Origin of the sequence: Phycicoccus avicenniae, from assembly GCF_050496545.1 — a bacterium.
In the GTDB taxonomy this organism is placed as follows: domain Bacteria; phylum Actinomycetota; class Actinomycetes; order Actinomycetales; family Dermatophilaceae; genus Phycicoccus; species Phycicoccus avicenniae_A.
This window is the reverse complement of the sequence record NZ_JBNVZV010000005.1, coordinates 75,413-99,866: the sequence shown is the minus strand read 5'-3', so window position 1 is coordinate 99,866 and position 24,454 is coordinate 75,413. Positions and strand designations below refer to the sequence as shown.

The window sequence follows — 24,454 nt, the reverse complement described above, 5'->3', positions numbered from 1 at the left end:
CGCGCAGGACGTCATCGGCGGACATTTCTGTGCAAGGGTCGTCGGCGAGCGGGCACAGCGGCGTGACCGCCCCGGCGCCCCGGCGCCGGTCCTCGTTCCTGGAGGGGGACCCCCGATGACGCGTCCATCCGTCGTGGCCCGGTTCGCGATCTGCGGGCTGGCGGCCACCGCCCTGCTCTCCGGCTGCGTCGGCGCCAAGGAGTCCGGCGACGCCACCGACCCCAGCGCGAACGCCGACGCCAAGGACGTCACGCTGGTCATCAGCGCCAACGACGTCAAGGGCGGCAAGAACGCCGCCGAGGCGGCCTGGATCGAGGACGAGGTGATCCCGGCCTTCGTCGCCCAGCAGAAGGCCAAGGGTGTCACCGCGAAGGTCACCTTCAACGGTGCCGGCGTCGAGGACGAGCAGTACAAGACCAAGCTCGAGCTCAACCTGCGCACCGGCAGCGGTTCCGACGTGTTCGCGGCCGACGGCATCTGGCTCGGCGAGCTCGCCGCCGCCGGCTACGTCAAGCCGCTGGACGACGTCGTCGGCGACGCCGCGAAGAGCTGGGACGGCTGGGACCAGATCTCCGAGGCGGTCCAGGCCAACCTCTCCTTCAAGGACCAGCGCTACGGCATCCCCAACGGCACCGACGGCCGCGTCCTCTACGTCAACAAGACCCTCTTCGCCAAGGCCGGCCTGCCCGCCGACTGGCAGCCGACCTCGTGGGACGAGGTCCTCGAGGCCGGGCGCGCGCTGAAGAAGCTGCCCGGCGTCACGCCCATCCAGGTCAACGCGGGCGTCCCGATGGGCGAGGCGACCACCGCGCAGGGCTTCCTCCCCCTGCTCGCCGGCACCGGCGCGCCGCTCTACGACGAGGCCAAGGGCACCTGGCAGGGCGCGACCCCGGGCGTCACCTCCGTCCTCGAGTTCTACAAGGCGGTCTACGGCGAGGGCCTGGGCGACCCGCGGATGCAGCAGGACAAGGCCGGGCGCGACCAGTCCTTCGCCGAGTTCGCGCAGAACAAGATCGGCATCCTCGCCGAGGGCGACTACTTCTGGCGCTCGGTCATCTGCCCGAGCGAGGAGGACTGCGGCGCCACCTCGATGAAGAACCGGGACGAGGTCGTCGGCTGGGCCAAGATCCCGGCCGAGACGCCCGGGGCCGGCGTCGAGGGCCAGGACTTCGTCAGCGTCTCCGGCGGCGCCGGCTGGATGCTCAGCCCGAAGACGAAGTACCCCCAGCAGGCCTGGGAGCTGATGGCCCTGATGTCCTCGAAGGAGATGCAGGAGAAGCTGAGCGAGTCCCAGATCCGGGTCTCGGCACGTGCCGACGTCAACGCCGAGACGCTGAAGAACGACCCGCTGCTGTCGTTCATCAGCGAGGAGGTCCTGCCGATCACCACCTACCGCCCCTCCGACGAGGCCTACAACGAGGTGTCGCTGGCCATCCAGCAGGCGACGGCCGACGTCGTCTCCGGGACGGCGCCGCAGGAGGCGGCCGCGACCTACGCGAAGTCCCTGACCGAGGCCGTCGGTGCCGACCACGTCGCCGGCGGCTGACCGGGACGTCGCCGGGCTGGGGCGGGCCCGGGCGCTCGGGTTCGTCGCGCCGGCGCTCGTCGTCATCGCGGTCTTCCTCGTCTTCCCCGCGGTCTGGACGATCTACCTCGGGCTGCTCGACTACTCGCTGACCGGTGCCGGGGCGCAGGCGCCGGAGTTCGTCGGCCTCGGCAACTACGTCGAGGCGCTCGGCGACCCCGGGTTCACCCGCTCGCTCTGGCTGACGCTGGTCTACGTCGCGGGGTCGGCGGTCATCGGGCAGAACGTGCTCGGCTTCCTCCTCGCCTGGGGGCTGCGGGACGCCCGGCGGGTGGTCAAGCCGACGCTGACCGTGCTCGTGCTCCTCGCCTGGATCCTCCCCGGCTCGGTCGTCGCGTTCCTCTGGCAGGCGCTGCTCGACCGGCGCGGCGGCACCCTCAACGCGATCCTCGGCACGACCGACCAGGCGTGGGTGCTCGACCACCCGATGTGGGTCATCGTCATCTTCAACATCTGGCGCGGCACCGCGTTCTCGATGCTGCTCTACACGGCGGCCCTGTCCTCGGTGCCGCGCTCGCACCTCGAGGTGGCGCGGATGAGCGGTGCCAGCGGGTGGCAGCAGCTGCGCGACGTCGTGCTGCCCACCGTGCGCCGCCACGTCCTGACCAACACCCTGCTCATCACGCTCTGGACGTTCAACGACTTCTCGCCCTACCTGCTGACCGGCGGCGGGCCGAACGGGGCGAGCGAGATCCTGCCGGTCTACATCTACCGGGAGGCGATCATCGGCGGGCACCTCGGGTACGGCTCGGCGATCTCGCTGCTGCTCCTGCTCGCCAACCTCGTCATCGCCGTCTTCTACCTGCGGGTGCTGCGCGGCCGGAAGGACGAGTCGTGAACCCGGTGGTGCGCACCGTGGTCGGGCGCGTCGGCGGGTACGTGCTCGTCTGCCTGCTCGTCGTGTTCTTCGCGCTGCCGCTGCTGTGGCTGGTCCTCACGCCGTTCACGCCGAACCCGACCTACCGCGCCTCGCTCTCCGGGTTCACCCTCGACAACTTCGCCGGCCTCGTCGACAACCCGCAGGTCTGGCCCTCCATCCGCAACAGCCTCGTGCTGGCCGGCGGCTCCGCGCTCCTCGTCATCGCCCTCGCGGCGCTCGCGGCGTACGCGCTGAGCAGGGTGCGGGTGCCGGGGCGCGACCGGCTGCTGTACGCGCTGCTCCTGCTCTCCTCGATCGTCACCGGGACGGCGGCGATGGTGCCGATCTTCCTGATGCTGTTCCAGCTGAACCTCATCGACCGCCAGCTCGGCGTCGTCCTCGTCCTCACCGGCGGGCTGCTGCCGGCGGCGGTCTTCATGCTCAAGGACTTCGTCGACTCCGTGCCGCGCTCCTACGAGGAGTCGGCCCGGGTCTTCGGCGCGAAGCCGAACCAGGTGCTGCGGCACGTGGTCCTGCCGGTCATCCGGCCGGGGATGGCGACCGTCGGCGTCTGGGCGCTGGTCCAGGTGTGGGGCAACTTCCTCGTGCCGTACGTCCTGCTCGCCAACCCGTCGAAGCAGCCGGCGGCCGTCGTCATGTACACGTTCTACGACGCCGGCGGCCAGCCCGACTTCGCCCTCATCTCGACCTTCGCGCTCGTCTACTCGGTGCCGGTCGTCGTGCTGTACCTGTTCGTCAACCGCCGCTACGGCTTCGCCTTCCAGGGAGGGATCAAGGGCTGATGGCCACCGTCGAGCTCACCGACCTCGTCAAGCAGTACCCCAACGGCGTCCGCGGCGTCGACGGGGTGGACCTCGCGATCGCCGACGGGGAGTTCTTCGCCCTGCTCGGGCCGTCCGGCTGCGGGAAGACCACCCTGCTGCGCACCCTCGCCGGCCTGGAGGCCGCCACCGAGGGCAGCATCCGCATCGGCGAGCGCGACGTCACCGCGCTCGACCCGGGGGAGCGCGACGTCGCGATGGTCTTCCAGGACTACGCGCTCTTCCCGCACATGACCGTCACCGAGAACATCTCCTACCCGCTGCGCATCCAGAAGGTCGCGCGCGGCGAGCGCGAGGAGCGGGCCCGCGAGACCGCCGACCCGCTGAGCCTCGGCGCCCTCCTCGAGCGCCGGCCGGCCCAGCTGTCCGGCGGCCAGCAGCAGCGGGTCGCCCTGGCCCGGGCCATCGCGTGCCACCCGCAGGTCTTCCTCTTCGACGAGCCGCTCTCCAACCTCGATGCCCGGCTCCGGCTCGAGGCGCGCACCTTCCTCAAGCAGCTGCAGCGCCGGCTCGGGGTCACGACCGTGTTCGTCACGCACGACCAGGCCGAGGCGCTGGCGATGTCGGACCGGATGGCGGTGATGGAGGCCGGCCGCATCCGGCAGGTCGGCACCCCGCGCGAGGTGTTCCAGCGGCCGGCCAGCCTGTTCGTCGCGAACTTCATCGGGGCCACCCCGATGAACCTCCTCGAGGGCACGGTGCGCGGCGGGCGCATCGACCTCGGCGGGGTGGACGTGCCCGTCCCGGATGCCCACCGCTCGCTGCCCGACGGCGAGCGCGTTGTCTGGGGCGTGCGCCCCGAGTACGTCTCGGCCGCCACCGGCCCGGACGGCGACGACGTCGTGGCCGGCGAGGTGTCGGCCGTCGAGAACCTCGGCGTGACCGTGCTCGTCACGGTGCAGGTGGGGGAGGTGCAGGTGCGCGCGGTGCTGCCCGAGGACGACGAGCCGGCGGTCGGCGACCACCTGCCGCTGCGCCCGCAGACCGCGCGGGTCCTGCTGTACCGGGCCGACGAGGACGGCGGGCTGGTCCAGCCGTGAGCCCGCTGCCCGAGGTCGGCCGCGGCACGTGGCGCGGCCGGGTCACGCCCGAGGATCGGGCGGCGTCGGTCTGGCCGGTGCTGCCGGTCGCCGTCGGTGACGGGTGCCCCGGGCTGCGGGTCACGCTGTCGTACGACCGCTCGCACGGGCCCTCCGGTGTCATCGACCTCGGGCTCACCGACCCGCTCGGCTGGCGCGGATGGTCCGGCGGGGCGCGCGCGGTCGTCGAGGTGGCGCCGGAGGGTGCGACCCCGGGCTACCTCGACCGCGGGCTGCCAGCCGGGACCTGGGAGGTCGTCCTCGGGCTGCACCGGCTGCCGGCCGAGGGGCTGGAGGTCGAGGTGCGGGTCGAGCCGGTGGTCGTGGAGCCCCCGCCGCAGGCGCCGCCGGGCCCGCCGGCGGAGCGGCCCCCGCGCCGCGAGCTGCCGGCCCCGGCCGGGATGCGCTGGCTCGCCACCGACCTGCACGCCCACTCGCTGCACAGCGACGGCGTCCTGACCCTCGACGCCCTCGCGGCGCTCGCGGTCTCGCAGGGCCTGGACGCGCTCTACGTCACCGACCACAACACCGTCAGCCACCACGCCCACCTCGCGGAGGTCGGTGCGCGGCACGGCATCTCGTTGCTCCCCGGGCAGGAGGTGACGACGGCCGACGGGCACGCCAACGTCCTCGGCGACGTCGGCTGGGTCGACTTCCGAGCACCGGCCCGTGAGTGGCTGCGGCACGCGCGGGAGGCCGGCGGCCTGCTGTCGGTCAACCACCCGGCCTCCGGCGACTGCGCGTGGCGCGGGCCCGGCGGCCCGCTGGGGGAGGCGCCCGACCTCGCCGAGGTGTGGCACGGCGGGTGGGCGGACCCGACGCACGGCGCGCCGCTGGCGTGGTGGGCGGCGGCCGGCCACCCGGTCCCGGTGGGCGGCAGCGACGTGCACGACCCGCGCGAGCAGCTGCCCGGCACGCCGACCACGTGGGTGCTCACGGAGGACGGGGACGTCCTCGGCGGGCTCGCCGCAGGCCGGACGGCCGTGTCCGCGGGCCGCGACGCGCCCGTGCTGCTCCGCCTCGGCGACGAGCTCGTGGCCGTCGACGCCGACGGCGCCCAGCTGGTCTGCCCGGACGGCCGGCGGGTCCCCGTACGCGGCGACCACGCCAGCCTGACCGGCCACGACGGCCCCCACCTGCTCGAGCGCGACGACCGCACCCTGCTCGCGCTCGGCTCCTGACCCCTGCCCACCACGCCACCCTCGGAGGACCCGCCGTGCACGACGACCGCCAGCTCATCGAGGGCCGCCTGGCCCGCACCCTCCAGCGCGTCGAGGATGCCGTGTGGTCCGGTGCCGAGCCGGTCGACCTCGGGCGGTGGGACGCGCCGGGCGAGCCGGTGCCGGTGGCCGAGGGCCTGGCCGCCGAGCACGCGCCCTGCGCCGTCGGTGACGCCTGGGGCCCGCCGTGGGGCACCTCGTGGTTCCGGGTGCGGGGCACGGTGCCCGAGCGGTTCGCTGGACGGGTCGTCGACCTGCGCCTCGACCTCGGGTTCGACCCCGATCGCACCGGCTTCCACGCCGAGGGACTCGTCTACCGACCCGACGGGAGCGTGGTCAAGGGCCTGCACCCGCGCACCCAGTGGGTGCGGGTCAGCGACGCGGCGCGTGGCGGCGAGGAGGTCGACCTGCACGTCGAGGCCGCGTCCAACCCGCTGCTCCTCGGGGGTGGCGGCTTCGACTTCCGGCCCTCGCCGATGGGCGACCCCGACACCGCCCCGCGCGACCCGCTCTACCGCGTGGCCCGCGCCGAGCTCGCCGTCTTCGAGACCGAGGTGTGGGAGCTGCAGCAGGACCTCGAGGTCCTGGGCCAGCTGGCCGCCGAGCTGTCCCTGGAGGACGGCCGCCGGTGGGAGCTGCTCCGGGCGCTCGACCGGGCGATGGACCGCCTCGACGTCGCCGACCTCGCCGGCACGGCCGCGGCGGCGCGGGCCGAGCTGGAACCGGCGTTCGCCGCCCCCGCGCGGGCCAGCGCCCACCGCGTCTCGGCGGTCGGGCACGCGCACATCGACTCCGCCTGGCTGTGGCCGACCCGCGAGACCGTGCGGAAGGTCGCCCGCACCTGCGCCAACGTCACCTCGCTCATGGACGACCACCCCGAGCTCGTCTTCGCGATGAGCTCGGCCCAGCAGTTCGCGTGGGTGCGCGAGCACCGGCCCGAGGTGTGGGAGCGGGTGGTCGAGCGCGTGCGCGAGGGGCGCTTCGTGCCGGTCGGCGGCATGTGGGTCGAGTCCGACACCAACATGCCCGGCGGCGAGGCGCTCGTGCGCCAGCTGACCCACGGCAAGCGGTTCTTCCTCGACGCCTTCGGCATCGAGACCCGCGAGGTGTGGCTGCCCGACTCCTTCGGGTACACCGCGGCGCTGCCGCAGCTCGTCGCGCTCTCCGGCTCGCGCTGGTTCCTCACCCAGAAGATCTCGTGGAACACGACGAACCGGTTCCCGCACCACACCTTCCGCTGGGAGGGGCTCGACGGCACGCGCGTCCTCACCCACTTCCCGTCGGCCGACACCTACGGCTCGGACGTCAGCGGCGCCGAGGTGGCCCACGCCGCCCGCAACTTCGCCGACAAGGGTGCCGCCAACCGCTCGATGCTGCCCTTCGGCTGGGGTGACGGCGGGGGCGGGCCCACCCGCGAGATGCTCGCTCGCGCCGCCCGGCTGCGCGACCTCGACGGCTCGCCACGGGTCGAGGTCGAGCGCCCCGACGCCTTCTTCGCGGCAGCCGAGGCGGAGTACCCCGAGGCCCCGGTCTGGGTCGGCGAGCTCTACCTCGAGATGCACCGCGGCACCTACACGAGCCAGGCGCGCACCAAGCAGGGCAACCGGCGCAGCGAGCACCTGCTGCGCGAGGCGGAGCTGTGGGCGGCGACCGCGGCCGTGCGTGAAGCTGTCGAGTACCCGTATGAGCGGCTCGACCGGTTGTGGAAGACGGTGCTGCTCAACCAGTTCCACGACATCCTCCCCGGCTCGTCGATCGGCTGGGTCCACCGGCAGGCCGCCGAGGAGTACGCCGCCGTCGCCGGAGAGCTCGAGGAGGTCATCGGCGAGGCGCAGCGCGCTCTCGCCGGCGAGGGGGAGGTGGACGTGGTCGCCAACGCCGCGCCGCACCCCCGGGCCGGCGTGGCCGCGGGCGGCATCGGGGTCCCCACGGCGCCCCTGTCGGCGGTGTCGGTGGAGGCCGACGGCGACGGCTGGGTGCTCGACAACGGGCTGGTGCGGGCCCGCATCGATGCCGCGGGCCTCCTGACATCGGTGGTGGACGCCGCCTCGGGGCGCGAGGCCCTGGCGCCCGGCTCGCGCGGCAACCTCCTGCAGCTGCACGCCGACACCCCGGTGCGCTTCGACGCCTGGGACGTCGACGCCTACTACCGGCGCTCGGTCACCGACCTCGTCGACCTCGGCGAGAGCGGGTCGGTGGAGCCCGTCGACGGTGGGGTGCGCATCGTCCGGTCCTTCGGTCGCTCGCGCATCGAGCAGGTGCTGACCCTGCCGCCGGGGGAGGCCCGCGTCGACATCGCCACCGAGGTCGACTGGCAGGAGCGCGAGAAGCTGCTCAAGGCCGCGTTCGACCTCGACGTCAGCACCGACCGCGTCGCCTGCGAGGTGCAGTTCGGGCACGTCCACCGGCCGACCCACGCGAACACCAGCTGGGACGCCGCGCGCTTCGAGGTCTGCGCGCACCGGTGGGTGCACGTCGGCGAACCGGGGTTCGGGGCCGCCGTGGCCAACGACTCCACGTACGGGCACGACGTCACGCGCGCCGACCGCGAGGGCGGCGGCACGAGCAGCGTCGTCCGGCTCTCGCTGCTCCGGGCGCCGCAGAGCCCGGACCCCGTCGCCGACCTCGGCACGCACCGGATGACCTACGCGCTCGTCCCCGGCGCCGGCGTCGTCGACGCGGTGCGCGAGGGGCTCCGGCTCAACCTCCCGCTGCGGACCCTGCGCGGCTCGGGCGCCGCGACCGAGCCGCTGGTGGCGCTCGACCGGGACGGCGTGGTCGTGGAGGCGGTCAAGCTCGCCGACGACGGCTCGGGGGACGTCGTGGTCCGCCTGTACGAGGCGCTCGGCGCGCGCACGGGTGCCCGGCTGGCGCTCGGGTTCGAGCACTCGGGAGCGGTCGTCACCGACCTGCTCGAGCGCCCCCTCGAGGGCGTGGCCCCGCCGGTCGTCGAGCACGGCGCGCTCGTCCTGGCCCTGCGTCCCTTCGAGGTGCTGACGCTGCGCGTCGCCCGCGCCTGAGGCCGCCGCTCAGTACCGGCCGTGGACCAGATCGTCGGTCAGCTGCCGGGTGAGCTCGGGCCGTAGTGCGCGCAGGTCGTCGTCGGCGGCGGCCACGAGCCGGGTGTCGACCCGGTCCGTGCCCTCGTCCGTCATCCGCCGGGCGAGGTCGAGGCGCAGGTGGGTCGGCGGGTGGCTGGCGTCGACCCGGTGCTCCTCGAGCTCGCCGGCGCGGCACCTGCGCCGCACCTCGCGCTCGGTCGGCCGCGTGCCCGTCTCGAGCGCGACCCACGGGTCCTGGCGGGTGCGGGCGGCCACCTCGGCGGCGGTCCACCCCCGGGGCTCCCCGGCGAACGAGGCGAGGAGCGAGACCAGCCCCTGCGGCCCGGACGCACGCGCGGCGAGCCGGTCGGCGACGTACTCCGCGTGCTGGCTCTGCTGCGCCGAGAGCCGCACCAGGAGCAGGCGCAGGAGGGCCACCGGCCAGACCACCATGCGCTGGAGGACGTTCCCGACCGCCTCGGAGGCCAGGACGACGATGTCGTCGTGGTCGCCCACGCCGTCGGGGTGGAGGACCCGGACGGCCCGCGCCAGGAGGGCGTCGGCGGTGCCCAGCACCACCCCGGTGGAGGTGTCACGACTGCGCAGGTGGCCCAGCTCGTGGCCGAGGAGGGCGACCCGCTCGTCGGGGTCGAGGGTCGTCCAGAGCGGCAGCCCGACGACGAGGGCCTGGCGGCGCCCGTAGCCGAGGGCCACGACGTAGGCGTTCGCATCGGTCTCCACCGCGAGCACCTCGGGGCTGCGGGCGCCGACCCGCCGGGCGACGTCGTCGACCAGGGCGCGCAGCCCGGGGACGTGGTCGTCGGCGACGACGAGGGCGTAGGTGTCGAGCCGCGTCGGGCGGGGCGCGAACTCCCACACGACGAGGGCCCAGAAGGCCAGCGCGGCCACCCGCCACCACCCGTCGAGGAGGAGGGCGCCCCACAGGCCGAGCCCGACGACGGCCACCGCCACGAGCAGGACGGCCACGGCGAGGACGAGGGCCGGACGCCGGCTCGGGGTGACGGAGTCCGGGTCGCGGACCAGCCGCTCGTGCAGGCGGACCGCCCAGCGGCGCAGGGAGGCATCGACCTGGCGGCCGACGACGCCGCGGGCCGTCGAGGACCCCGAGCGCACGCCCCAGTCGCAGTGCTCGCACCAGGGCGGCATCCCCGGCTCCTCCGGGAGCGCCCGCCCGCACTCCGGGCACGGTCGCTCGGACCCCGACCCCCCGCTCCGCGCGGCACCGACCGTCCCCGTCCCCTCCGTCATGGCGCGATGGTGGCACGTCGGCGCCCGCGCCGGGCACCGTTTGCACTCTCCCCCCGAGAGTGCCAATAATGAGCGTTAGCACTCTCGCCCTGAGAGTGACAAGTACCGACCGGTCCGGTGAGGCCCGGTGCGCCGACGGTGACGTGAGCCGCGGCCCCGGACCGTCCGTCGCGGGCACCCTCCGGTCCCACCTTCGATTCGCGTGGGAGGAACCACCCGAATGGCCAAGATCATCGCTTTCGATGAGGAGGCGCGCCGCGGTCTCGAGCGAGGGATGAACACCCTCGCCGACGCCGTCAAGGTCACGCTCGGCCCCAAGGGCCGCAACGTCGTCCTCGAGAAGAAGTGGGGCGCCCCCACGATCACCAACGACGGCGTCTCCATCGCCAAGGAGATCGAGCTCGACGACCCGTACGAGAAGATCGGCGCGGAGCTCGTCAAGGAGGTCGCCAAGAAGACCGACGACGTCGCCGGTGACGGCACGACGACGGCCACCGTCCTCGCCCAGGCGCTCGTCAAGGAGGGTCTGCGCAACGTCGCCGCCGGGGCCAACCCGATGGCGCTCAAGCGCGGCATCGAGAAGGCCGTCGCGGCCGTCTCCGACGAGCTGCTCGCCAACGCCAAGGACGTCGAGACCAAGGAGCAGATCGCTGCCACGGCCTCGATCTCCGCTGCTGACCCCCAGATCGGCGAGATGATCGCCGAGGCCATGGACAAGGTCGGCAAGGAGGGTGTCATCACCGTCGAGGAGAGCAACACCTTCGGCCTCGAGCTCGAGCTCACCGAGGGCATGCGCTTCGACAAGGGCTACATCAGCCACTACTTCGTCACCGACACCGAGCGCATGGAGGCCGTGCTCGAGGACCCCTACGTCCTCATCGCGAACTCCAAGATCGGCTCGATCAAGGACCTGCTGCCCCTCCTCGAGAAGGTCATGCAGTCCGGCAAGCCGCTCCTCATCATCTCCGAGGACGTCGAGGGCGAGGCGCTGTCCACGCTCGTCGTCAACAAGATCCGCGGCACCTTCAAGTCGGTCGCCGTCAAGGCGCCCGGCTTCGGTGACCGCCGCAAGGCCATGCTCGGCGACATCGCCATCCTCACCGGTGGCCAGGTCATCTCCGAGGAGGTCGGGCTCAAGCTCGACACCGCGGACCTCTCGCTCCTCGGCCGCGCCCGCAAGGTCGTCGTCACCAAGGACGAGACGACCGTCGTCGAGGGTGCCGGTGACAACGACGCGATCCAGGGTCGGGTCAACCAGATCCGCGCCGAGATCGAGAAGTCGGACTCCGACTACGACCGCGAGAAGCTCCAGGAGCGCCTCGCCAAGCTCGCCGGCGGCGTCGCCGTCATCAAGGCGGGCGCGGCCACCGAGGTCGAGCTCAAGGAGCGCAAGCACCGCATCGAGGACGCCGTCCGCAACGCGAAGGCCGCCGTCGAGGAGGGCATCGTCGCCGGTGGTGGCGTCGCCCTCATCCAGGCCGGTGCCAAGGCGTTCGCCGGTCTCGACCTGACCGGTGACGAGGCGACCGGGGCGAACATCGTCAAGGTCGCCATAGAGGCGCCGCTCAAGCAGATCGCCGTCAACGGTGGTCTCGAGGGCGGGGTCGTCGCGGAGAAGGTCAGCAACCTCGAGTCGGGCTGGGGCCTCAACGCCGCGACCGGCGAGTACGTCGACCTCGTCGCGGCCGGCGTCATCGACCCGGCGAAGGTCACCCGCTCGGCGCTGCAGAACGCGGCGTCCATCGCGGCGCTGTTCCTCACCACCGAGGCGGTCATCGCCGACAAGCCCGAGAAGGCCGCTCCGGCCATGCCGGGTGGCGACGACATGGGCGGCATGGGCTTCTGAGCCGCTGACGCCCCACGTCACGAACGCCGACGGGCGGTCCTCCTCCGGGAGGGCCGCCCGTCGCCGCGTCCGCCCCCGCCCGACGGACGACCCGATGCGCGCCGCCGGCGGTCGTCGCCTGCTCAGCCGGCGGTCACGCCGTCCGGTCGTGTCGTCGGTCCGTCCGGCGCCGTCGGCACGTGGAGCCACTCGGCGAGCCGGCCACGATCCTTCGCGTCGACCTCGAACCCCGCGAGATCCGCCTGTCGTAGGACGCTCTCCAACAAGGCTCGACCGATCGTCTCGGCGTCTGGGGCGGGCTCGGCGGTCATCGGCGTTCCCGCGTACCGGCAGGCCCGCACCACGTAGCTGAACGCCTGGCGCGAGATCTCGTGACCCTCCGCGGCGGCCTGGTCACGGGCCCACTTCGTGGCCTCCGTGAAGTCGAAGTCGTGCGTGACGCGGTAGGCCTCCAAGGTGGAGCAGACGACGGGCCACTTCTCGCTCGCGATGCGTGGCAGGCCGGTCACCGCCGCGATCCGGGCGACCGTCGGTGGGAGCGCGGAACTCGGGGCGACAGGAGGGGGCGGGGCCGTGGGCGGCGCGACCGGGCTCGGTGCCTCGTGCCGCTCCGAGTCCCAGAGGTGGTGCTGGGAGAAGCGGGCGGACGGGAGGTCGAGCGCACGGAGCGCGGCGCCGAACGTGCCGTTCCCGAACCAGTTGGTCGCCTTCGGAGCCGGGCCCAGCTCGATGACCACCGCATTGACCAACGACGTGAGGTTGAGGGGCTCGGACGCGGCGGCATATCGAGCTCGGACCACGTCTGCGAACCGCTCGGCCGCCTCCTCCGGGTCGATCGCCGGAGCTGCAGGGTCCGGCTCGGGGAGCTCCGGTGCGGCCTCCTGCGGGGGAGCAGGAATGTCGGGCCCCGGGGCGAGGTCTACCACCGGCCCGCCCGACGCGAGGGCGAAGAGGTCGCTCTCGTCGAGGACCTCGTCCGCCAGGGACTCGTAGGCCGGAGCGGTCGTCGAGGTGGCGATGACGGTGATCCGCTTGTCGTTCGCCCGCACGACCTGCAGCAGTGGTGTGAAGTCCGCGTCGCTCGAGGCGATGACGAGCTCGTCGAAGGGGACGGGCGACTGCAGGGCCGTCATCGCGTCGACGGCGATGCGGATGTCGGCGCCGTTCTTGGCTCCGCGGGTGAGGCTCGGGCAGTCAACCACTTCGACTCCGGCCTGGGTGAAGAACGGGCGAAAGTTCGAGAAGTACAGCCGACGAGCGGGGTCACGCGGATGCTCGACCGATCCGTTCGGGTTGAGGTAGCACCGCAGGATGAGCCAGCGTCGTGGGGGTGTCGCAGGGTCGACGCCCTGCACCAACCCTCTGAGCCACAGCCCCGGGTTCTCGACGGCGCGGAGCGCCGCAGCGGGGTCGGCTCCGAGCAAGCCGCTGAAGAAGTTGTCGAAGTCGATGAACAGTGCCGACCTGCGCATGGTGTTCCCTCCCGGACCGCGCCACCCCCACGGCGACGGGCGTGGCGTGAGGCTAGTGCCCACCGTGCGCCGCCGGATAGCCCTCGACCGCTGTGGTTTCCGGCCGCGCGAGCCGACTTCCCGCATCCGAGCCGCCTGCAGGGGGCTCCGGCGCCGGAAGGAGGCTCGCGCGTGGGCCAGTGGGGGCGGGGAGGCCCCGACGCTCGACCGGGGTCGGACCGGGGTGTTCCCCCACAGCGCACGCCCAGCGAAGCGGGGCAGGATGTCGGGATGAGCCGCCCGTCCACCCTGCCCGAGGGCGCCCTGGTCCTCGGGCCCCTGCTCCGGTACGTCGACCAGACCTCCGCCACCGTGTGGGTCCGCACCGCCGAGCGCGCCACGGTCACCGTGGTCCGCGCCGGCCGGCGCTGGTCGGCGCCGACCTTCGGCGTCCACGGGTCGCACTACGCGCTCGTCGTGTGCGACGGCCTCGAGCCCGCCTCCGACGAGCCGTACGAGGTGCTCCTCGACGACGAACGGGTCTGGCCGCTGGAGGGCGCACCGCCGAGCCACATCCGCACCCTCGACCCGGACCGGTTGCCGCACTTCGCCTTCGGCTCCTGCCGGACGATGGGCAGCCACGACGCCAAGGGCGTGCGCCTCCACGGCGTCGATGCCCTCCGCAGCCTCGGAGTCACCCTGCGCGACGTCCCGGACGCCGGCCGCCCCGACCTGATGGTCCTGCTCGGCGACCAGGTGTACGCCGACACCACGCCGCACCCCGAGCTCGAGGAGTTCATCCGCGCGCGGCGCAGCCTCGACGAGCCGCCGTACGAGGAGATCAAGGACTACGTCGAGTACGACGAGCTGTACCGGCTCACGTGGTCCGAGCCGGTCATCCGCTGGCTCCTCTCGACCCTCCCGAGCTCGATGATCTTCGACGACCACGACGTCCGCGACGACTGGAACACCTCGTGGTCCTGGCGCCGCGACATGCGGGCGACGACCTGGTGGCAGGAGCGCATCGTCTCCGGGCTGGCCTCGTACTGGGTGCACCAGCACCTCGGCAACCTCTCGCCGGACGAGCTGGCGCAGGAGGAGCTCTACGCGCGGGTGCTCGCGCACGCCGCGTCCGGCGCGGAGGACGAGCTCGACCTCACCGCCGACCTCGACGCCCTCGCCGCGCGCGCCGACGCCGAGCCCGAGACCTACCGCTGGAGCCACACCCGCGAGCTCGGCGACTGCCTGCTCGTCGTCCTCGACTCGCGCGCGGCCCGCGACCTCCAGCCCGACCGGCGCTCGATCCTCGACGCCACCGAGATGCAGTGGCTGGACGAGACCCTGCGTGGCGGCCACCGGCACGTCTTCGTCGGCACCTCGCTGCCCTTCCTGCTACCGCCCGGCCTGCACGACTTCGAGGCCATCGACGAGGTCGTCGCGCAGGGCGAGTACGGCCGCACCGCCGCCCACGCCGCCGAGCGCGTGCGGCGCACCGTCGACCTCGAGCACTGGGCCGCCTTCAACGCCGGCTTCGACGAGGTCTTCGAGATGGTGATGGACCTCGCCCGGGGGAACCGCGGCCCGGCCCCCGACACCGTCACCTTCCTCTCCGGCGACGTCCACAACTCCTACTTCGCCGAGGTCACCGACCCCGCCCGGCACGGCGCCCGCTCGCGCATCGTCCAGGCCGTCTGCTCGCCGCTGCGCAACCCGATGCCGCGCGGTGTGCGCATCGCCGTCTCGATGCTCACCCGCTCGCTCGTCCGCCCGATGCGCTTCCTCGCCTCGCGCTCGCGCCGGGTCCCCGACCCCCGCTACCCCTGGACCGTCACCGAGGGACCGTGGTTCGACAACAACGTCGCGCTCTGCCGGGTGACGTCCGGCGGTCTCGAGCTCACCTGGGTCGCGGGGATGGTCGACGGCGACGACCACGACCACCCCTGGCTGCGCGAGGTGTACTCGGTCCGCGTCCCTTCCCGCGACGCTGCGACGGACGACACCCGCCCCGAGCCCGACCGGGGCGAGGACCCGGGGGAGCGCCCGGGTGGACCCCGACGGCGGCCGGCCGCCGTGGTCGCCTAGCGTTGTGCCATGACGGTCGCCGAGCCCAGCCCGACCCCCGCCGCGCCCGCCGTCCGGGCGGCCGCCCGGGTCGAGGGGCTGACCAAGGTCTACGGGTCGGGGGAGACCCGCGTCGTCGCCCTCGACGACGTCACCCTCGACCTGCACGCCGGTGAGTTCACCGCGATCATGGGCCGCTCCGGCTCCGGCAAGTCCACGCTGATGCACTGCGCCGCCGGCCTGGACTCGGTCTCCGGCGGGCACGTCTACCTCGGCGACGTCGACCTCACCACGCTCAAGGAGCGCCACCTCACCGAGCTGCGGCGCGACCGCATCGGGTTCGTCTTCCAGGCCTTCAACCTCGTGCCGACCCTGACCGCCGAGGAGAACATCGTGCTCCCGCTGGCCATCGCCGGCCGCCGGCCCGACCAGGCCTGGTTCGACGAGGTCGTCGACACCGTCGGTCTGCGCGACCGCCTTGGTCACCGGCCCGGCGAGCTGTCCGGCGGCCAGCAGCAGCGGGTCGCCTGCGCGCGGGCCCTCGTCGGACGCCCGGACGTCGTCTTCGCCGACGAGCCGACCGGCAACCTCGACTCCACGTCCGGTGCGGAGGTCCTCGGCTTCCTCCGCCGCTCGGTCGACACCCACGACCAGACCGTCGTCATGGTCACCCACGACCCCGGCGCGGCCAGCTGGACCGACCGCGTCGTCTTCCTCGCCGACGGCCACGTCGTCGGCGAGCTGCGCGAGCCGACCCCCGAGGCGGTCCTCGAGTGGATGGCCCGCCTCGCCGAGTCGGAGGCCTGAGGATGCTCCGCGCCACGCTGCGCGGGATCCTCGCGCACAAGGTGCGCCTGCTGCTCAGCGGTGTCGCCGTCGTCCTCGGCGTCGCGTTCGTCGCCGGGTCCTACGTCTTCACCGACACCCTCGACCGCGCCTTCACCGGGCTGACCAGCGGCGCCGTCGGCGACGTCATCGTCCGGCCGGGCAGCGCCGAGGACAGCGGCGGCGGCGGGGGCCCGCTCGGGGCCGCGGCCGTGCGGACCGTGCCCGCCGACCTCGTCCGCACCCTGTCGGGCGTGTCGGGCGCGGCGCGGGCCGACGGGCGGGTCACCACCTTCGGCACCTTCGTCGTCGACCGCGACGGCAAGCTCGTCGGCGGGGGCGGCCCGCCCGGCATCGCCGTCTCCTACAGCTCGGGCCCGGCCGCCAACGGCATCCCCTCGGCGACCATCGAGACCGGTCGCTTCCCCACCGCGGCGGGCGAGGTCGTCCTTGACGCCAACAGCGCGGAGCGCTCGGGCTGGCGGCTCGGCGACACCGTGCCGCTCCTCACCGCCGGCGCGCAGCCGCGGATCGAGGCCCGCCTCGTCGGGACCGCCGAGTTCGGCGGCAGCTCGCTGGTCGGCGCGAGCGTCGTGATGTTCGACGCCCGCCAGGCCCAGGAGCTCTTCCTCGAGGGCGGCACCGGGTGGTCGACGGTCTGGGTGACCGCCGCGCCCGGGACCAGCCAGGACCAGCTGCTGCGCTCGGTGCAGGCGGTGCTGCCCGAGGGCTACCGCGCCGACACCGGTGACGCCACCTCGGCCCGGGCGGCCACCCGTATCGACGAGGCGCTCTCGTTCGTCACGACCTTCCTCCTCGTCTTCGCGGGCGTCGCGCTGACCGTCGGCGCGTTCCTCATCGTCAACACCTTCTCGATCCTCGTCGCGCAGCGCAGCCGCGAGCTCGCCCTGCTGCGCGCCATCGGGGCGAGCCGCCGGCAGGTGGCCCGCTCGGTGCTCGTCGAGGCCGGGCTCGTGGGGTTCGTCGGGTCCGCGCTCGGCGTGGGGCTCGGGGTCGTGCTGGCCATCGGCATCCGCGCGGTGTTCGGGCGGATCGGGCTCGACCTCGGCTCGACGCCGCTCGTGCTCCAGCTGCGCACCGTGCTCGTGGCGGTCGCCGTCGGCGTCCTCGTCACGGTCGTCTCGGCCTACCTGCCGGCGCGCCGGGCCGGGCGCGTGCCGCCCGTCGCCGCGATGCGCGACGATGCCGTGCTCGCCGAGGGCGGGATGCGCTGGCGCGTGCTCGTGGGGTCGGTGCTGCTCGCCGCCGGCGTGGCCGCGATGGCCGCCGGGCTCGCCGGCTGGGGCAGCGAGCCCACCTACGTGCTCGGGGTCGGCGCCTTCGGGGTGCTCGTGGGGACGGCGCTGCTCAGCCCGGTCCTGGGGCGGCCGGTGCTCGGGCTGCTCGGGGCCTCCTACCGCCGGGCCTTCGGGGCGGTGGGCCGGATGGCCGAGCAGAACTCGCGCCGCAACCCGCGTCGCACGGGCGCCACGGCTTCGGCCCTGATGATCGGCGTCTCGCTCGTCACCCTGATGTCCGTGCTCGGGGCGTCGGCCAAGGCCAGCCTCGACAAGTCGCTCGCCGAGGACATCGTCGCCGACTACGTCGTCTCGAGCGTGGTCGGCCAGGGCTTCTCCGCCGCCATCACCGACGCCGTCGAGAAGGTGCCGGGGGTCGCGGAGGTCGTGCGGGTCCGCGGGGCCCGGGTGGAGCTCGCCGGGGACCGCGAGTTCGCCACCGGGGTCGACCCCGCGGGCGTCGTGCGCGTGGCCCGGCCGGACGTGACCCAGGGCTCGCTCGAGGCCCTCGGCACCGGCGACGTCGCGCTGTCGACCGCCCACGCGAAGGAGCTCGGGCTGCGGGTGGGCGACCCGGTGACCACCACGTTCGCCGGCGCCGAGGTCGCCGGCCGGGTGGTCGCCACCTACGAGCCGGACGCCGTGCTCCAGGGCGACGTCACGATGTCGCTCGCCGCCTTCGACGAGCTGGGTGTCCCACCGACGGACCGGTCGGCCTTCGTCGTCGCCGAGCCGGGCACCGACCGGACGGCGCTGAAGAAGGCGCTGGACGCCACGGTCGCCGACCTCCCGACCGTCGGGGTCGCGGACCAGGCGCAGTTCGCCGCCGAGCAGCGCCAGCCGATCGACCAGCTGCTCTTCATCGTCTACGCGCTGCTCGGGCTCGCCGTCGTCATCGCCGTGCTCGGGATCGTCAACACCCTCGCCCTCTCCGTCGTCGAGCGGGTCCGCGAGATCGGCCTGCTGCGGGCGGTGGGGCTGAGCCGCCGGCAGCTGCGGACGATGCTGCGCCTGGAGTCGGTGGCCATCGCCGTGCTCGGGGCGGTGCTCGGGGTCGTGCTGGGTCTGGCCTTCGCGGTCGCCCTCCAGCGCTCGCTGGTCGACGACGGCATCGACGTGCTGGCGATCCCGTGGCTGCAGCTTGCCGGGTTCGTCGCGATGGCGGCGCTCGTCGGCGTGCTCGCGGCGCTCTGGCCGGGCCGTCGTGCCGCGCGGCTCGACGTGCTGCGCGCGATCGCCACCGAGTGATGCCCCGCCGGTACCGTCGGGCCCCGTGACCGAGGCGACGCACGAGACCGACGACTCCCTCCCGCAGCACCTGCCGGTGCAGGGACGGGCGTTCGTCGTCGACCGGGCGCGCGCAGCGGACGTGCCCGCCGTCGTCGCCCTCCTGCGCGACGACGTGCTGGGAGCAGGCCGCGAGGCCACGCCCGACGACCTCGCGCCGTACCTGCGCGCGTTCGCCGCGGTCGACGCCGACCCCCACCAGCTCCTGGTCGTCGTGCGCGACGAGGAGGGGACCGTGGTCGGGACGCTCCAGCTCTCCTTCCTCCACGGGCTGTCCCGCGGCGGGGCCCTGCGGATGCAGGTCGAGGCCGTCCGGATCGCCGCGACGACCCGCGGCAGCGGGCTCGGCACGGCGCTGCTCCGCTGGGCGGCCGACCACGGGCGCCGGCGCGGTGCGGTGCTCGCCCAGCTGACGAGCGACCTCTCGCGCACCGACGCCCACCGGTTCTACGAAGGGCTCGGGTGGGTCCACTCGCACGCGGGGATGAAGCTCGACCTGCGCTGAGGCCCGGTCAGGAGAACATCCGCACCGCCTGGGCCTCGGTCTCGGCGTACTGCGCACCGGCGGCGCCCAGCACCCGGCCGATGGAGTCGAGGGACTCGCGGACCTGGTGCTGCGTGCCACGCCACTGCTCGACGACCCCCTGGAACTGCGCGGACGCCGTGCCCGTCCAGGCGTCCTGGAGGGCGGTGAGCCGCGAGGTCATGACGGCCACCTGGCCCTCGATCTCGGCGGAGACGCGTGCGACGTCGCCGGCTGCCGCGGCGATGCGGTCGGTGTCGACCTGGAACTGGGCCGTCATGGAGGTACCCCCTCGTCGTGGACCGGCCCGGTGGCCGCTCCGATCCCTCCACGCTAGGTCGACCAGGGCCGGGCGCCGCGGAGTTTTCCACAGGCCCTCGGGCACCCGCCTACGATCGGCGGGTGGCCATCCTCATCGACCCCCCGCGCGCCGAGGCGCACGGGCGGCGCTGGTCCCACCTCGTCACCGACACCGACCTCGAGGAGCTGCACGCCTTCGCCCGCGGCTGCGGCATCCCCGCCCGCGGCTTCGAGGGTGACCACTACGACGTGCCCGAGGAGCGCTACGACGCCGTCGTGGCGGCGGGGGCCGAGCCGGTCCCGGCCCGCGAGCTGCTGCGTCGGCTCGTCGCGAGCGGCCTGCGCATGCAGAAGCGGCGGGGGGACAAGGGCGTCGCGCGGGTCACGGGCGTCCGGCTGGCCGAGGGCGTCGTCGTCGACGTCGACCTCATCGCGTCCCCCCGCGAGGCCGATGCCGCGCGGGTGTTCGCCGCGCTCGTGCTCGTGCAGGACGCGGCCGGCGACCACGCCGTGGTGCACTCGGTGTGGCGCGACCAGTGGGGAGCGCCGGGTGGCGGCCGCGAGCCGGGGGAGACGGTGCGCGAGAACGCGGTCCGCGAGGTGCAGGAGGAGACGGGCCTGGTGCTGGACCGCGATGCCCTGCGGCCGGTCGGCTACGAGCGGTTCAGCGCGGTCGAGGGGCCGGGGCCGTGGCACGAGGGCCGCGACCTGCTCCAGCTGTTCGAGGTGCACCTCACCGCCACGCGCCCGCCGCTGTCCACCACGCACGACGACACCTCGGACCGCCGCTGGGTGACCCCGGCCGAGCTGGAGGACCTGTGCGGCACGACGTTCTGGTGGCCGCTCGTCGAGAGGGTGCTCAGCCCGCCAGCCTGGTGAGCTCACGCGCGAGGTTCTCGCGCGCCGCCGGCTCCCACTCGCGGCGCGCGTACGGCGTCACGTAGACGTGGGGTCGGACGAGGAAGGGACGCAGCACGGCGGTGCGGCCCGCGGCGTAGTCACGCTCGCCCACCCGGGCGTACTCGGCGCGCACCTGACGGCAGTAGTCGTCGAAGCGGGTCACGGGGGCGGAGAGGATCCAGAGGTCGGCGTCGTGCAGCACCGGACGCGCCCGGTCGCCGCCGTCGGCCTCGACGTCGTGCTCCACGGTGTCGAGGACGAGCCGGACGACCCGCTCGACGACGCCCTCCCCGGCGCCGAGGGCGCGCATCGACCGCGCCGCGAGGTCTGCGCTGCCCCGCTCGTCGGCCCCGTCGGTGGCGCCTGCGTGGACGGCGTCGTGGAACCAGGCGGCGAGCCGGGCCACCGACCGGTCGTCCTCGCCGAGGCGCTCGGACCGGCTGAGGGCGTCGACCGCGGCCAGCACCTCGGTGAGGTGGGTCAGGTCGTGGTAGCGGCGGTGCGGCTCGCTCCACCGGTGGACGAGGTCGGCCCCGACGGCGGCGACGGCGTCGGGGTCGGCACCGGTCAGCACCGGTGCGGAGTCGACGGGCCAGCGACCCTGCAGCGCGTGCACCCGGCCACTCTGGCAGAGGACGCGCGCGGCGTCACCCGCTCCGCCCTCAGGTGCGGGGACGGCTGTTCTCCCACGCCTTGGCGTACCGGCTGCCGGTGGCGAGGAGGAGCAGCCCGGTGGCGATGAAGGCGACCGAGCGGACCACCCCGTCGAGGGCGGCGAGGTCGAAGAGGAACAGCTTGGCCACCGCGACGGCGGCGAGCAGCAGCCCGCTGCGCAGCGCGAGGTCGGCATCGCCCGGGCGCTCCAGCGAGTGCAGGAGCAGCGCGGTGGCGGCGCTCATCCACACGACGGTGGCGACGGCGTGGCCACCGGTGAAGCCGAGCTCGGCCCCCCCGAAGTGCTGCCCGGCGAGCGTGCCGACACTGACGAGAGCCGTTGCCGTGGAGGCCAGCCCGACCACCCAGGCGACGACCTGCGTGAGCACGCGGACCTCGGAGGGGACGCCCCGGACGTTCGCGCAGGCCCACCAGGCCACGGCGACGACACCGGCGGCCAGCGTGCTGTCGACGAACGCGACGGCGAGGTCGTGGCCGGTCGCGAGGTCGAGGTCGACGACGGCGAAGGGGTGCTGGACCCAGGCGAGCAGGGCCACCGCGGCCACCCCGGCCCCGAGCCCGAGCGAGATGTGCGAGCGGGTGACCCCGGCGACCGCGAGGTGGCCGAGCGCGAGCAGCAGCAGGCCGGTTCCGACGAACCCCTCGGGGGCGCCCCGGACGACGGTGAGCACCCCGGCCACCGCGCCGGCGGAACCCGCTGTGACGACCAGGTGCGGGGCCACCGGTCCGAGCGGCGCGCGGCCGAGCACGGTGGCGCCGAGGAGCAGGACGAGTGCGGTCCCGAGGAACGCGACGCTCGCCACGCCCCGCGCCTGGACGGCGACGACGGCGAGGGTCCCGACGGAGGCCATCGCCAGCGCGGCGCTCGAGGCCACGTCGCCCGGCTCCCGGCGCACCGAGATACCCGACGTGGCCAGGGTGGCGAGCAGGACGACGGCCGCGACCGCGAGGAGGGCCCACCGCTCGCCGGACCCCGTGGCGGTCCCGGCGCCGACGAGCAGCGAGAGCGACACGGGCAGCGTGCGCACGACGGTGAGGCCGGGGACGCTGCGGTGCCCACCCGCCCACCAGCCGACGACGGCGAGCACGCCGAGCACGGCCGAGAGCAGCCAGCCCGCCCGGCCCGCGACCACCGGGGACAGCACCCCGGCGCCCGCGACGAGGAGCACGGCGAGCAGCTCGCTCGCCCAGCTCCGGGCCACGGCGAGACCGCCGACGGCCACGGCGGCGCAGAGCGCGAGTCCCACGACGGGCGGGAGCCATCCGTAGTACGCGGTGACGGCCACGACGTCGAGGTAGGCGGCCGCGGCGCCGGTGGCGACGAGGGCCACCGGCGCGCTCCCCACGGGAGAACCCAGGCCCCGCTCGCGCGCCCCTCCACGCACGCCGAGGCCGCAGAGCACTGCCGCGAGGAACGCGCCGGCACCGACCCTCGCGCCCGGCCCGAACCAGCCGTGCCGGACCGCGAGGACGAGCAGCATCGCGACGCCCGAGAGCGTCACGACCGCCCCGGCCACCGCCAGCACCCGGGTCACGGCGCCCTCACGCCGGTACCAGGGGTCGACGGGGGCCGGGGCCCGCACGAGCACGGGAGCCGGTGCGACGCCACCCTGCGGCGCCGCCCCGGTCCCGCCCGGGGCCCACCCGGGGGGCGGACCCACCGGGCTCGTCGGACCCACGGGAGCCGGTCCCGCCACCGTCCCGGCCGCCCCTGCGGAGGCCGGTGCTGCAGCGGGAGCGGTTGCCGCGGAACGCGGCTCGAGGTCCGCCCGGAGACGGGCCAGCCCGTTGCCGACGGAGTACATGCGCTGCATCGCATCGGCGAACTCGCGCTCGAGGCGCGCAACCTCGTCCCGTGGGGTCATGCCGCAACCCTCCCGGGGACGCCGACGGGGCGCCTGAGCACGGCTACTCATCCGTGCCCGGGCGCCCCGGGGTGGTGCGGTGTGCGGTCGGTCAGCCGGTGGTGGCGTCGCGCGCGACGAGGGTCGCGTCGACCTCCATGCTCTTGCCGTCGCGCAGGACGGTCAGCTTCACGGTGCTGCCGACGGTCTGCTCGCGGACGTACCCGACGAGGGACTCGGCGGAGTCGACCGGGTCGCCGTCCACGGCGACGATGACGTCACCCTTCTGGAGGCCGGCCTTCGCCGCCGGCGTACCGGCACCGACCGAGGTGACCTCGGCACCCGCGCGGGTGGCGGACCCGTCACTGGCGGAACCGTTCTCGGGCGTCACGCCGAGGTAGGCGTGCTGGGCCTTGCCCGTGTCGATGAGCTGCTTGGCGATCGACTGCACCTCCGCGACGGGGATCGCGAAGCCGATGCCGATCGAGCCGGACTGGCCGCCCGAGGACGCACCGAGCGAGGCGATCGAGGAGTTGATGCCGACGAGCCGACCCGACGCGTCGACCAGGGCGCCGCCGCTGTTGCCGGGGTTAATGGCGGCCGAGGTCTGGATGGCGTTCGTGACGACCGGCTCGGCGCTGGACTGCTGCTGCTGGAAGTCCCCGTTGAACGGGTTCTGCTGCTGCTGGTCCTGCTCGGCCTGCGTGGTGACGGGACGGTTGAGGGCGCTGACGATGCCGGTCGTCACGGTGCCGGCGAGCCCGAGCGGGTTGCCGACCGCCATGACCGGGTCGCCGACCTTGAGCGCGTCCGAGTCGCCCATCGCGATCGGCGTGAGGTCGGAGGGGGCCTTGTCGATGGTGATGACCGCGAGGTCGGTCGACGGGTCCGTCCCGCGGACCTGGGCCGAGTAGGTGCGCCCGTCATCCAGGGTGACCTGGAGCTTCTCCGCGCCCGCGACGACGTGGTTGTTCGTCACGACGTGGCCGGAGTCGTCGATGATGACGCCCGAGCCCTGCGCGGTGCCGCCCGAGACCTCCGCGGTGATGGCCACCACGCTCGGCGACACGGCGCCCGCGGTGGCGGTCCAGTTGGGGGCGGAGGCGCTGGCCTGCTGCACCGGGGCGCTGTCGGTGCCGCGACCCAGCTGCGTGGACGACGACGCAGAGGAAGGGGACTGCGTGTCGTCGAGCAGCCGGGTCGCGGCGACCGTGCCGCCGGAGGACAGGACGGCGGCCAGGACCGCGACGGCGGTGAGCTCCGCCGCGCGGCGACGCCCCGAGGCCCGCGGCGGGGTGCCGGGGGCGAGGGGCGACCCCGCCGACCCGTACGGCCCCGACGGAGGGGGAGGGGCCGCAGGGCCGGACGGGGCGTTCGGGGGGAAGGGTGCCTGGGGCACCGGAGCGGTCGGCGCGGCCTCGCCCGTCGGACGGGGGGTCGTGGTGGTGCCGCCGTGCGGGGTGTACCACTGGGGGGTCGGCCACTGCTGGCCGGACCGGTCCGGGGTGGGGGGCTGCTGGTCGCTCATCGCCGTGGGTGCTCCTTCGTG

18 protein-coding genes are annotated in these 24,454 nt (G+C 74.3%); 12 read left to right on the top strand and 6 right to left on the bottom strand.

The window, feature by feature from the left end:
- The first annotated feature begins 115 nt into the window (after positions 1-115).
- Genes ACQZ2A_RS05910 through ACQZ2A_RS05885 form a run of 6 tightly spaced genes read left to right on the top strand, consistent with a single transcriptional unit; the run spans position 116 to position 8,605 of the window.
- Positions 116-1,546 carry an extracellular solute-binding protein gene (locus tag ACQZ2A_RS05910; protein ID WP_430208300.1) on the top strand — a complete coding sequence of 477 codons (1,431 nt, stop codon included), beginning with the start codon at positions 116-118 and terminating at the stop codon, positions 1,544-1,546.
- Positions 1,521-2,423 carry a carbohydrate ABC transporter permease gene (locus ACQZ2A_RS05905; RefSeq protein ID WP_430208297.1) on the top strand — a complete coding sequence of 301 codons (903 nt, stop codon included), beginning with the start codon at positions 1,521-1,523 and terminating at the stop codon, positions 2,421-2,423. The genes ACQZ2A_RS05910 and ACQZ2A_RS05905 overlap by 26 nt, the downstream gene beginning before the upstream one ends.
- On the top strand, positions 2,420-3,247 hold the full coding sequence (locus tag ACQZ2A_RS05900; RefSeq protein ID WP_430208295.1) for a carbohydrate ABC transporter permease: 828 nt from the start codon (positions 2,420-2,422) through the stop codon (positions 3,245-3,247). The genes ACQZ2A_RS05905 and ACQZ2A_RS05900 overlap by 4 nt, the downstream gene beginning before the upstream one ends.
- A complete protein-coding gene (locus tag ACQZ2A_RS05895; protein ID WP_430208292.1) occupies positions 3,247-4,326 on the top strand; it encodes an ABC transporter ATP-binding protein in 1,080 nt (359 codons plus the stop codon). Before ACQZ2A_RS05900 ends, ACQZ2A_RS05895 begins: the two co-directional genes overlap by 1 nt.
- Positions 4,323-5,546, top strand: a complete 1,224-nt coding sequence (locus ACQZ2A_RS05890) for a CehA/McbA family metallohydrolase (RefSeq protein ID WP_430208291.1) — start codon at positions 4,323-4,325, stop codon at positions 5,544-5,546. Before ACQZ2A_RS05895 ends, ACQZ2A_RS05890 begins: the two co-directional genes overlap by 4 nt.
- Before the next feature lie 35 nt (positions 5,547-5,581).
- Positions 5,582-8,605: an alpha-mannosidase gene (locus ACQZ2A_RS05885; RefSeq protein ID WP_430208288.1), complete on the top strand. Its 3,024-nt coding sequence runs from the start codon at positions 5,582-5,584 to the stop codon at positions 8,603-8,605.
- A gap of 9 nt (positions 8,606-8,614) precedes the next feature.
- On the opposite strand, the gene ACQZ2A_RS05880 is transcribed toward ACQZ2A_RS05885, so the two are convergent.
- Positions 8,615-9,793, bottom strand: coding sequence for a M48 family metallopeptidase (locus tag ACQZ2A_RS05880; protein ID WP_430208286.1), 1,179 nt, complete (start codon positions 9,791-9,793; stop codon positions 8,615-8,617).
- 322 nt (positions 9,794-10,115) lie between these two features.
- On the opposite strand from ACQZ2A_RS05880, the gene groL reads away from it, so the two are divergent.
- A complete protein-coding gene (groL, locus tag ACQZ2A_RS05875; RefSeq protein ID WP_430208283.1) occupies positions 10,116-11,741 on the top strand; it encodes a chaperonin GroEL in 1,626 nt (541 codons plus the stop codon).
- Positions 11,742-11,863: 122 nt separating this feature from the next.
- Here the strand turns inward: groL and ACQZ2A_RS05870 are convergent, their stop codons facing one another.
- Positions 11,864-13,213, bottom strand: coding sequence for an NYN domain-containing protein (locus ACQZ2A_RS05870; protein WP_430208280.1), 1,350 nt, complete (start codon positions 13,211-13,213; stop codon positions 11,864-11,866).
- Between the two features lie 270 nt (positions 13,214-13,483).
- Between ACQZ2A_RS05870 and ACQZ2A_RS05865 the strand changes: the two genes are divergently transcribed.
- The 4 genes from ACQZ2A_RS05865 to ACQZ2A_RS05850 are packed head-to-tail and all read left to right on the top strand — an operon-like array spanning position 13,484 to position 19,168.
- A complete protein-coding gene (locus ACQZ2A_RS05865) occupies positions 13,484-15,274 on the top strand; it encodes an alkaline phosphatase D family protein (protein ID WP_430208278.1) in 1,791 nt (596 codons plus the stop codon).
- A 9-nt stretch (positions 15,275-15,283) separates the two neighbouring features.
- Positions 15,284-16,060: an ABC transporter ATP-binding protein gene (locus tag ACQZ2A_RS05860; protein WP_430208275.1), complete on the top strand. Its 777-nt coding sequence runs from the start codon at positions 15,284-15,286 to the stop codon at positions 16,058-16,060.
- 2 nt (positions 16,061-16,062) lie between these two features.
- Positions 16,063-18,624 carry an ABC transporter permease gene (locus ACQZ2A_RS05855; RefSeq protein ID WP_430208273.1) on the top strand — a complete coding sequence of 854 codons (2,562 nt, stop codon included), beginning with the start codon at positions 16,063-16,065 and terminating at the stop codon, positions 18,622-18,624.
- Between the two features lie 25 nt (positions 18,625-18,649).
- The gene (locus ACQZ2A_RS05850) at positions 18,650-19,168 is read left to right on the top strand and encodes an N-acetyltransferase family protein (protein WP_430208271.1); all 519 of its coding nucleotides are present in this window, start codon (positions 18,650-18,652) and stop codon (positions 19,166-19,168) included.
- Positions 19,169-19,175: 7 nt separating this feature from the next.
- On the opposite strand, the gene ACQZ2A_RS05845 is transcribed toward ACQZ2A_RS05850, so the two are convergent.
- Positions 19,176-19,466: a WXG100 family type VII secretion target gene (locus ACQZ2A_RS05845; RefSeq protein ID WP_430208269.1), complete on the bottom strand. Its 291-nt coding sequence runs from the start codon at positions 19,464-19,466 to the stop codon at positions 19,176-19,178.
- Between the two features lie 122 nt (positions 19,467-19,588).
- Here ACQZ2A_RS05845 and ACQZ2A_RS05840 point away from each other — a divergent pair, with 122 nt between their 5' ends.
- Positions 19,589-20,365 (top strand): DUF4031 domain-containing protein, encoded by a 777-nt coding sequence (locus tag ACQZ2A_RS05840; protein ID WP_430208266.1) that lies wholly within the window; start codon positions 19,589-19,591, stop codon positions 20,363-20,365.
- Here the strand turns inward: ACQZ2A_RS05840 and ACQZ2A_RS05835 are convergent.
- The 3 genes from ACQZ2A_RS05835 to ACQZ2A_RS05825 all read right to left on the bottom strand — a co-directional run bounded on the left by ACQZ2A_RS05835 (position 20,346) and on the right by ACQZ2A_RS05825 (position 24,433).
- The gene (locus tag ACQZ2A_RS05835) at positions 20,346-21,002 is read right to left on the bottom strand and encodes an HD domain-containing protein (RefSeq protein ID WP_430208264.1); all 657 of its coding nucleotides are present in this window, start codon (positions 21,000-21,002) and stop codon (positions 20,346-20,348) included. The genes ACQZ2A_RS05840 and ACQZ2A_RS05835 overlap by 20 nt on opposite strands.
- 46 nt (positions 21,003-21,048) lie before the next feature.
- The gene (locus ACQZ2A_RS05830; RefSeq protein WP_430208262.1) at positions 21,049-22,926 is read right to left on the bottom strand and encodes a hypothetical protein; all 1,878 of its coding nucleotides are present in this window, start codon (positions 22,924-22,926) and stop codon (positions 21,049-21,051) included.
- A 91-nt stretch (positions 22,927-23,017) separates the two neighbouring features.
- Positions 23,018-24,433, bottom strand: a complete 1,416-nt coding sequence (locus ACQZ2A_RS05825) for a S1C family serine protease (protein WP_430208259.1) — start codon at positions 24,431-24,433, stop codon at positions 23,018-23,020.
- Positions 24,434-24,454: the final 21 nt, after the last annotated feature.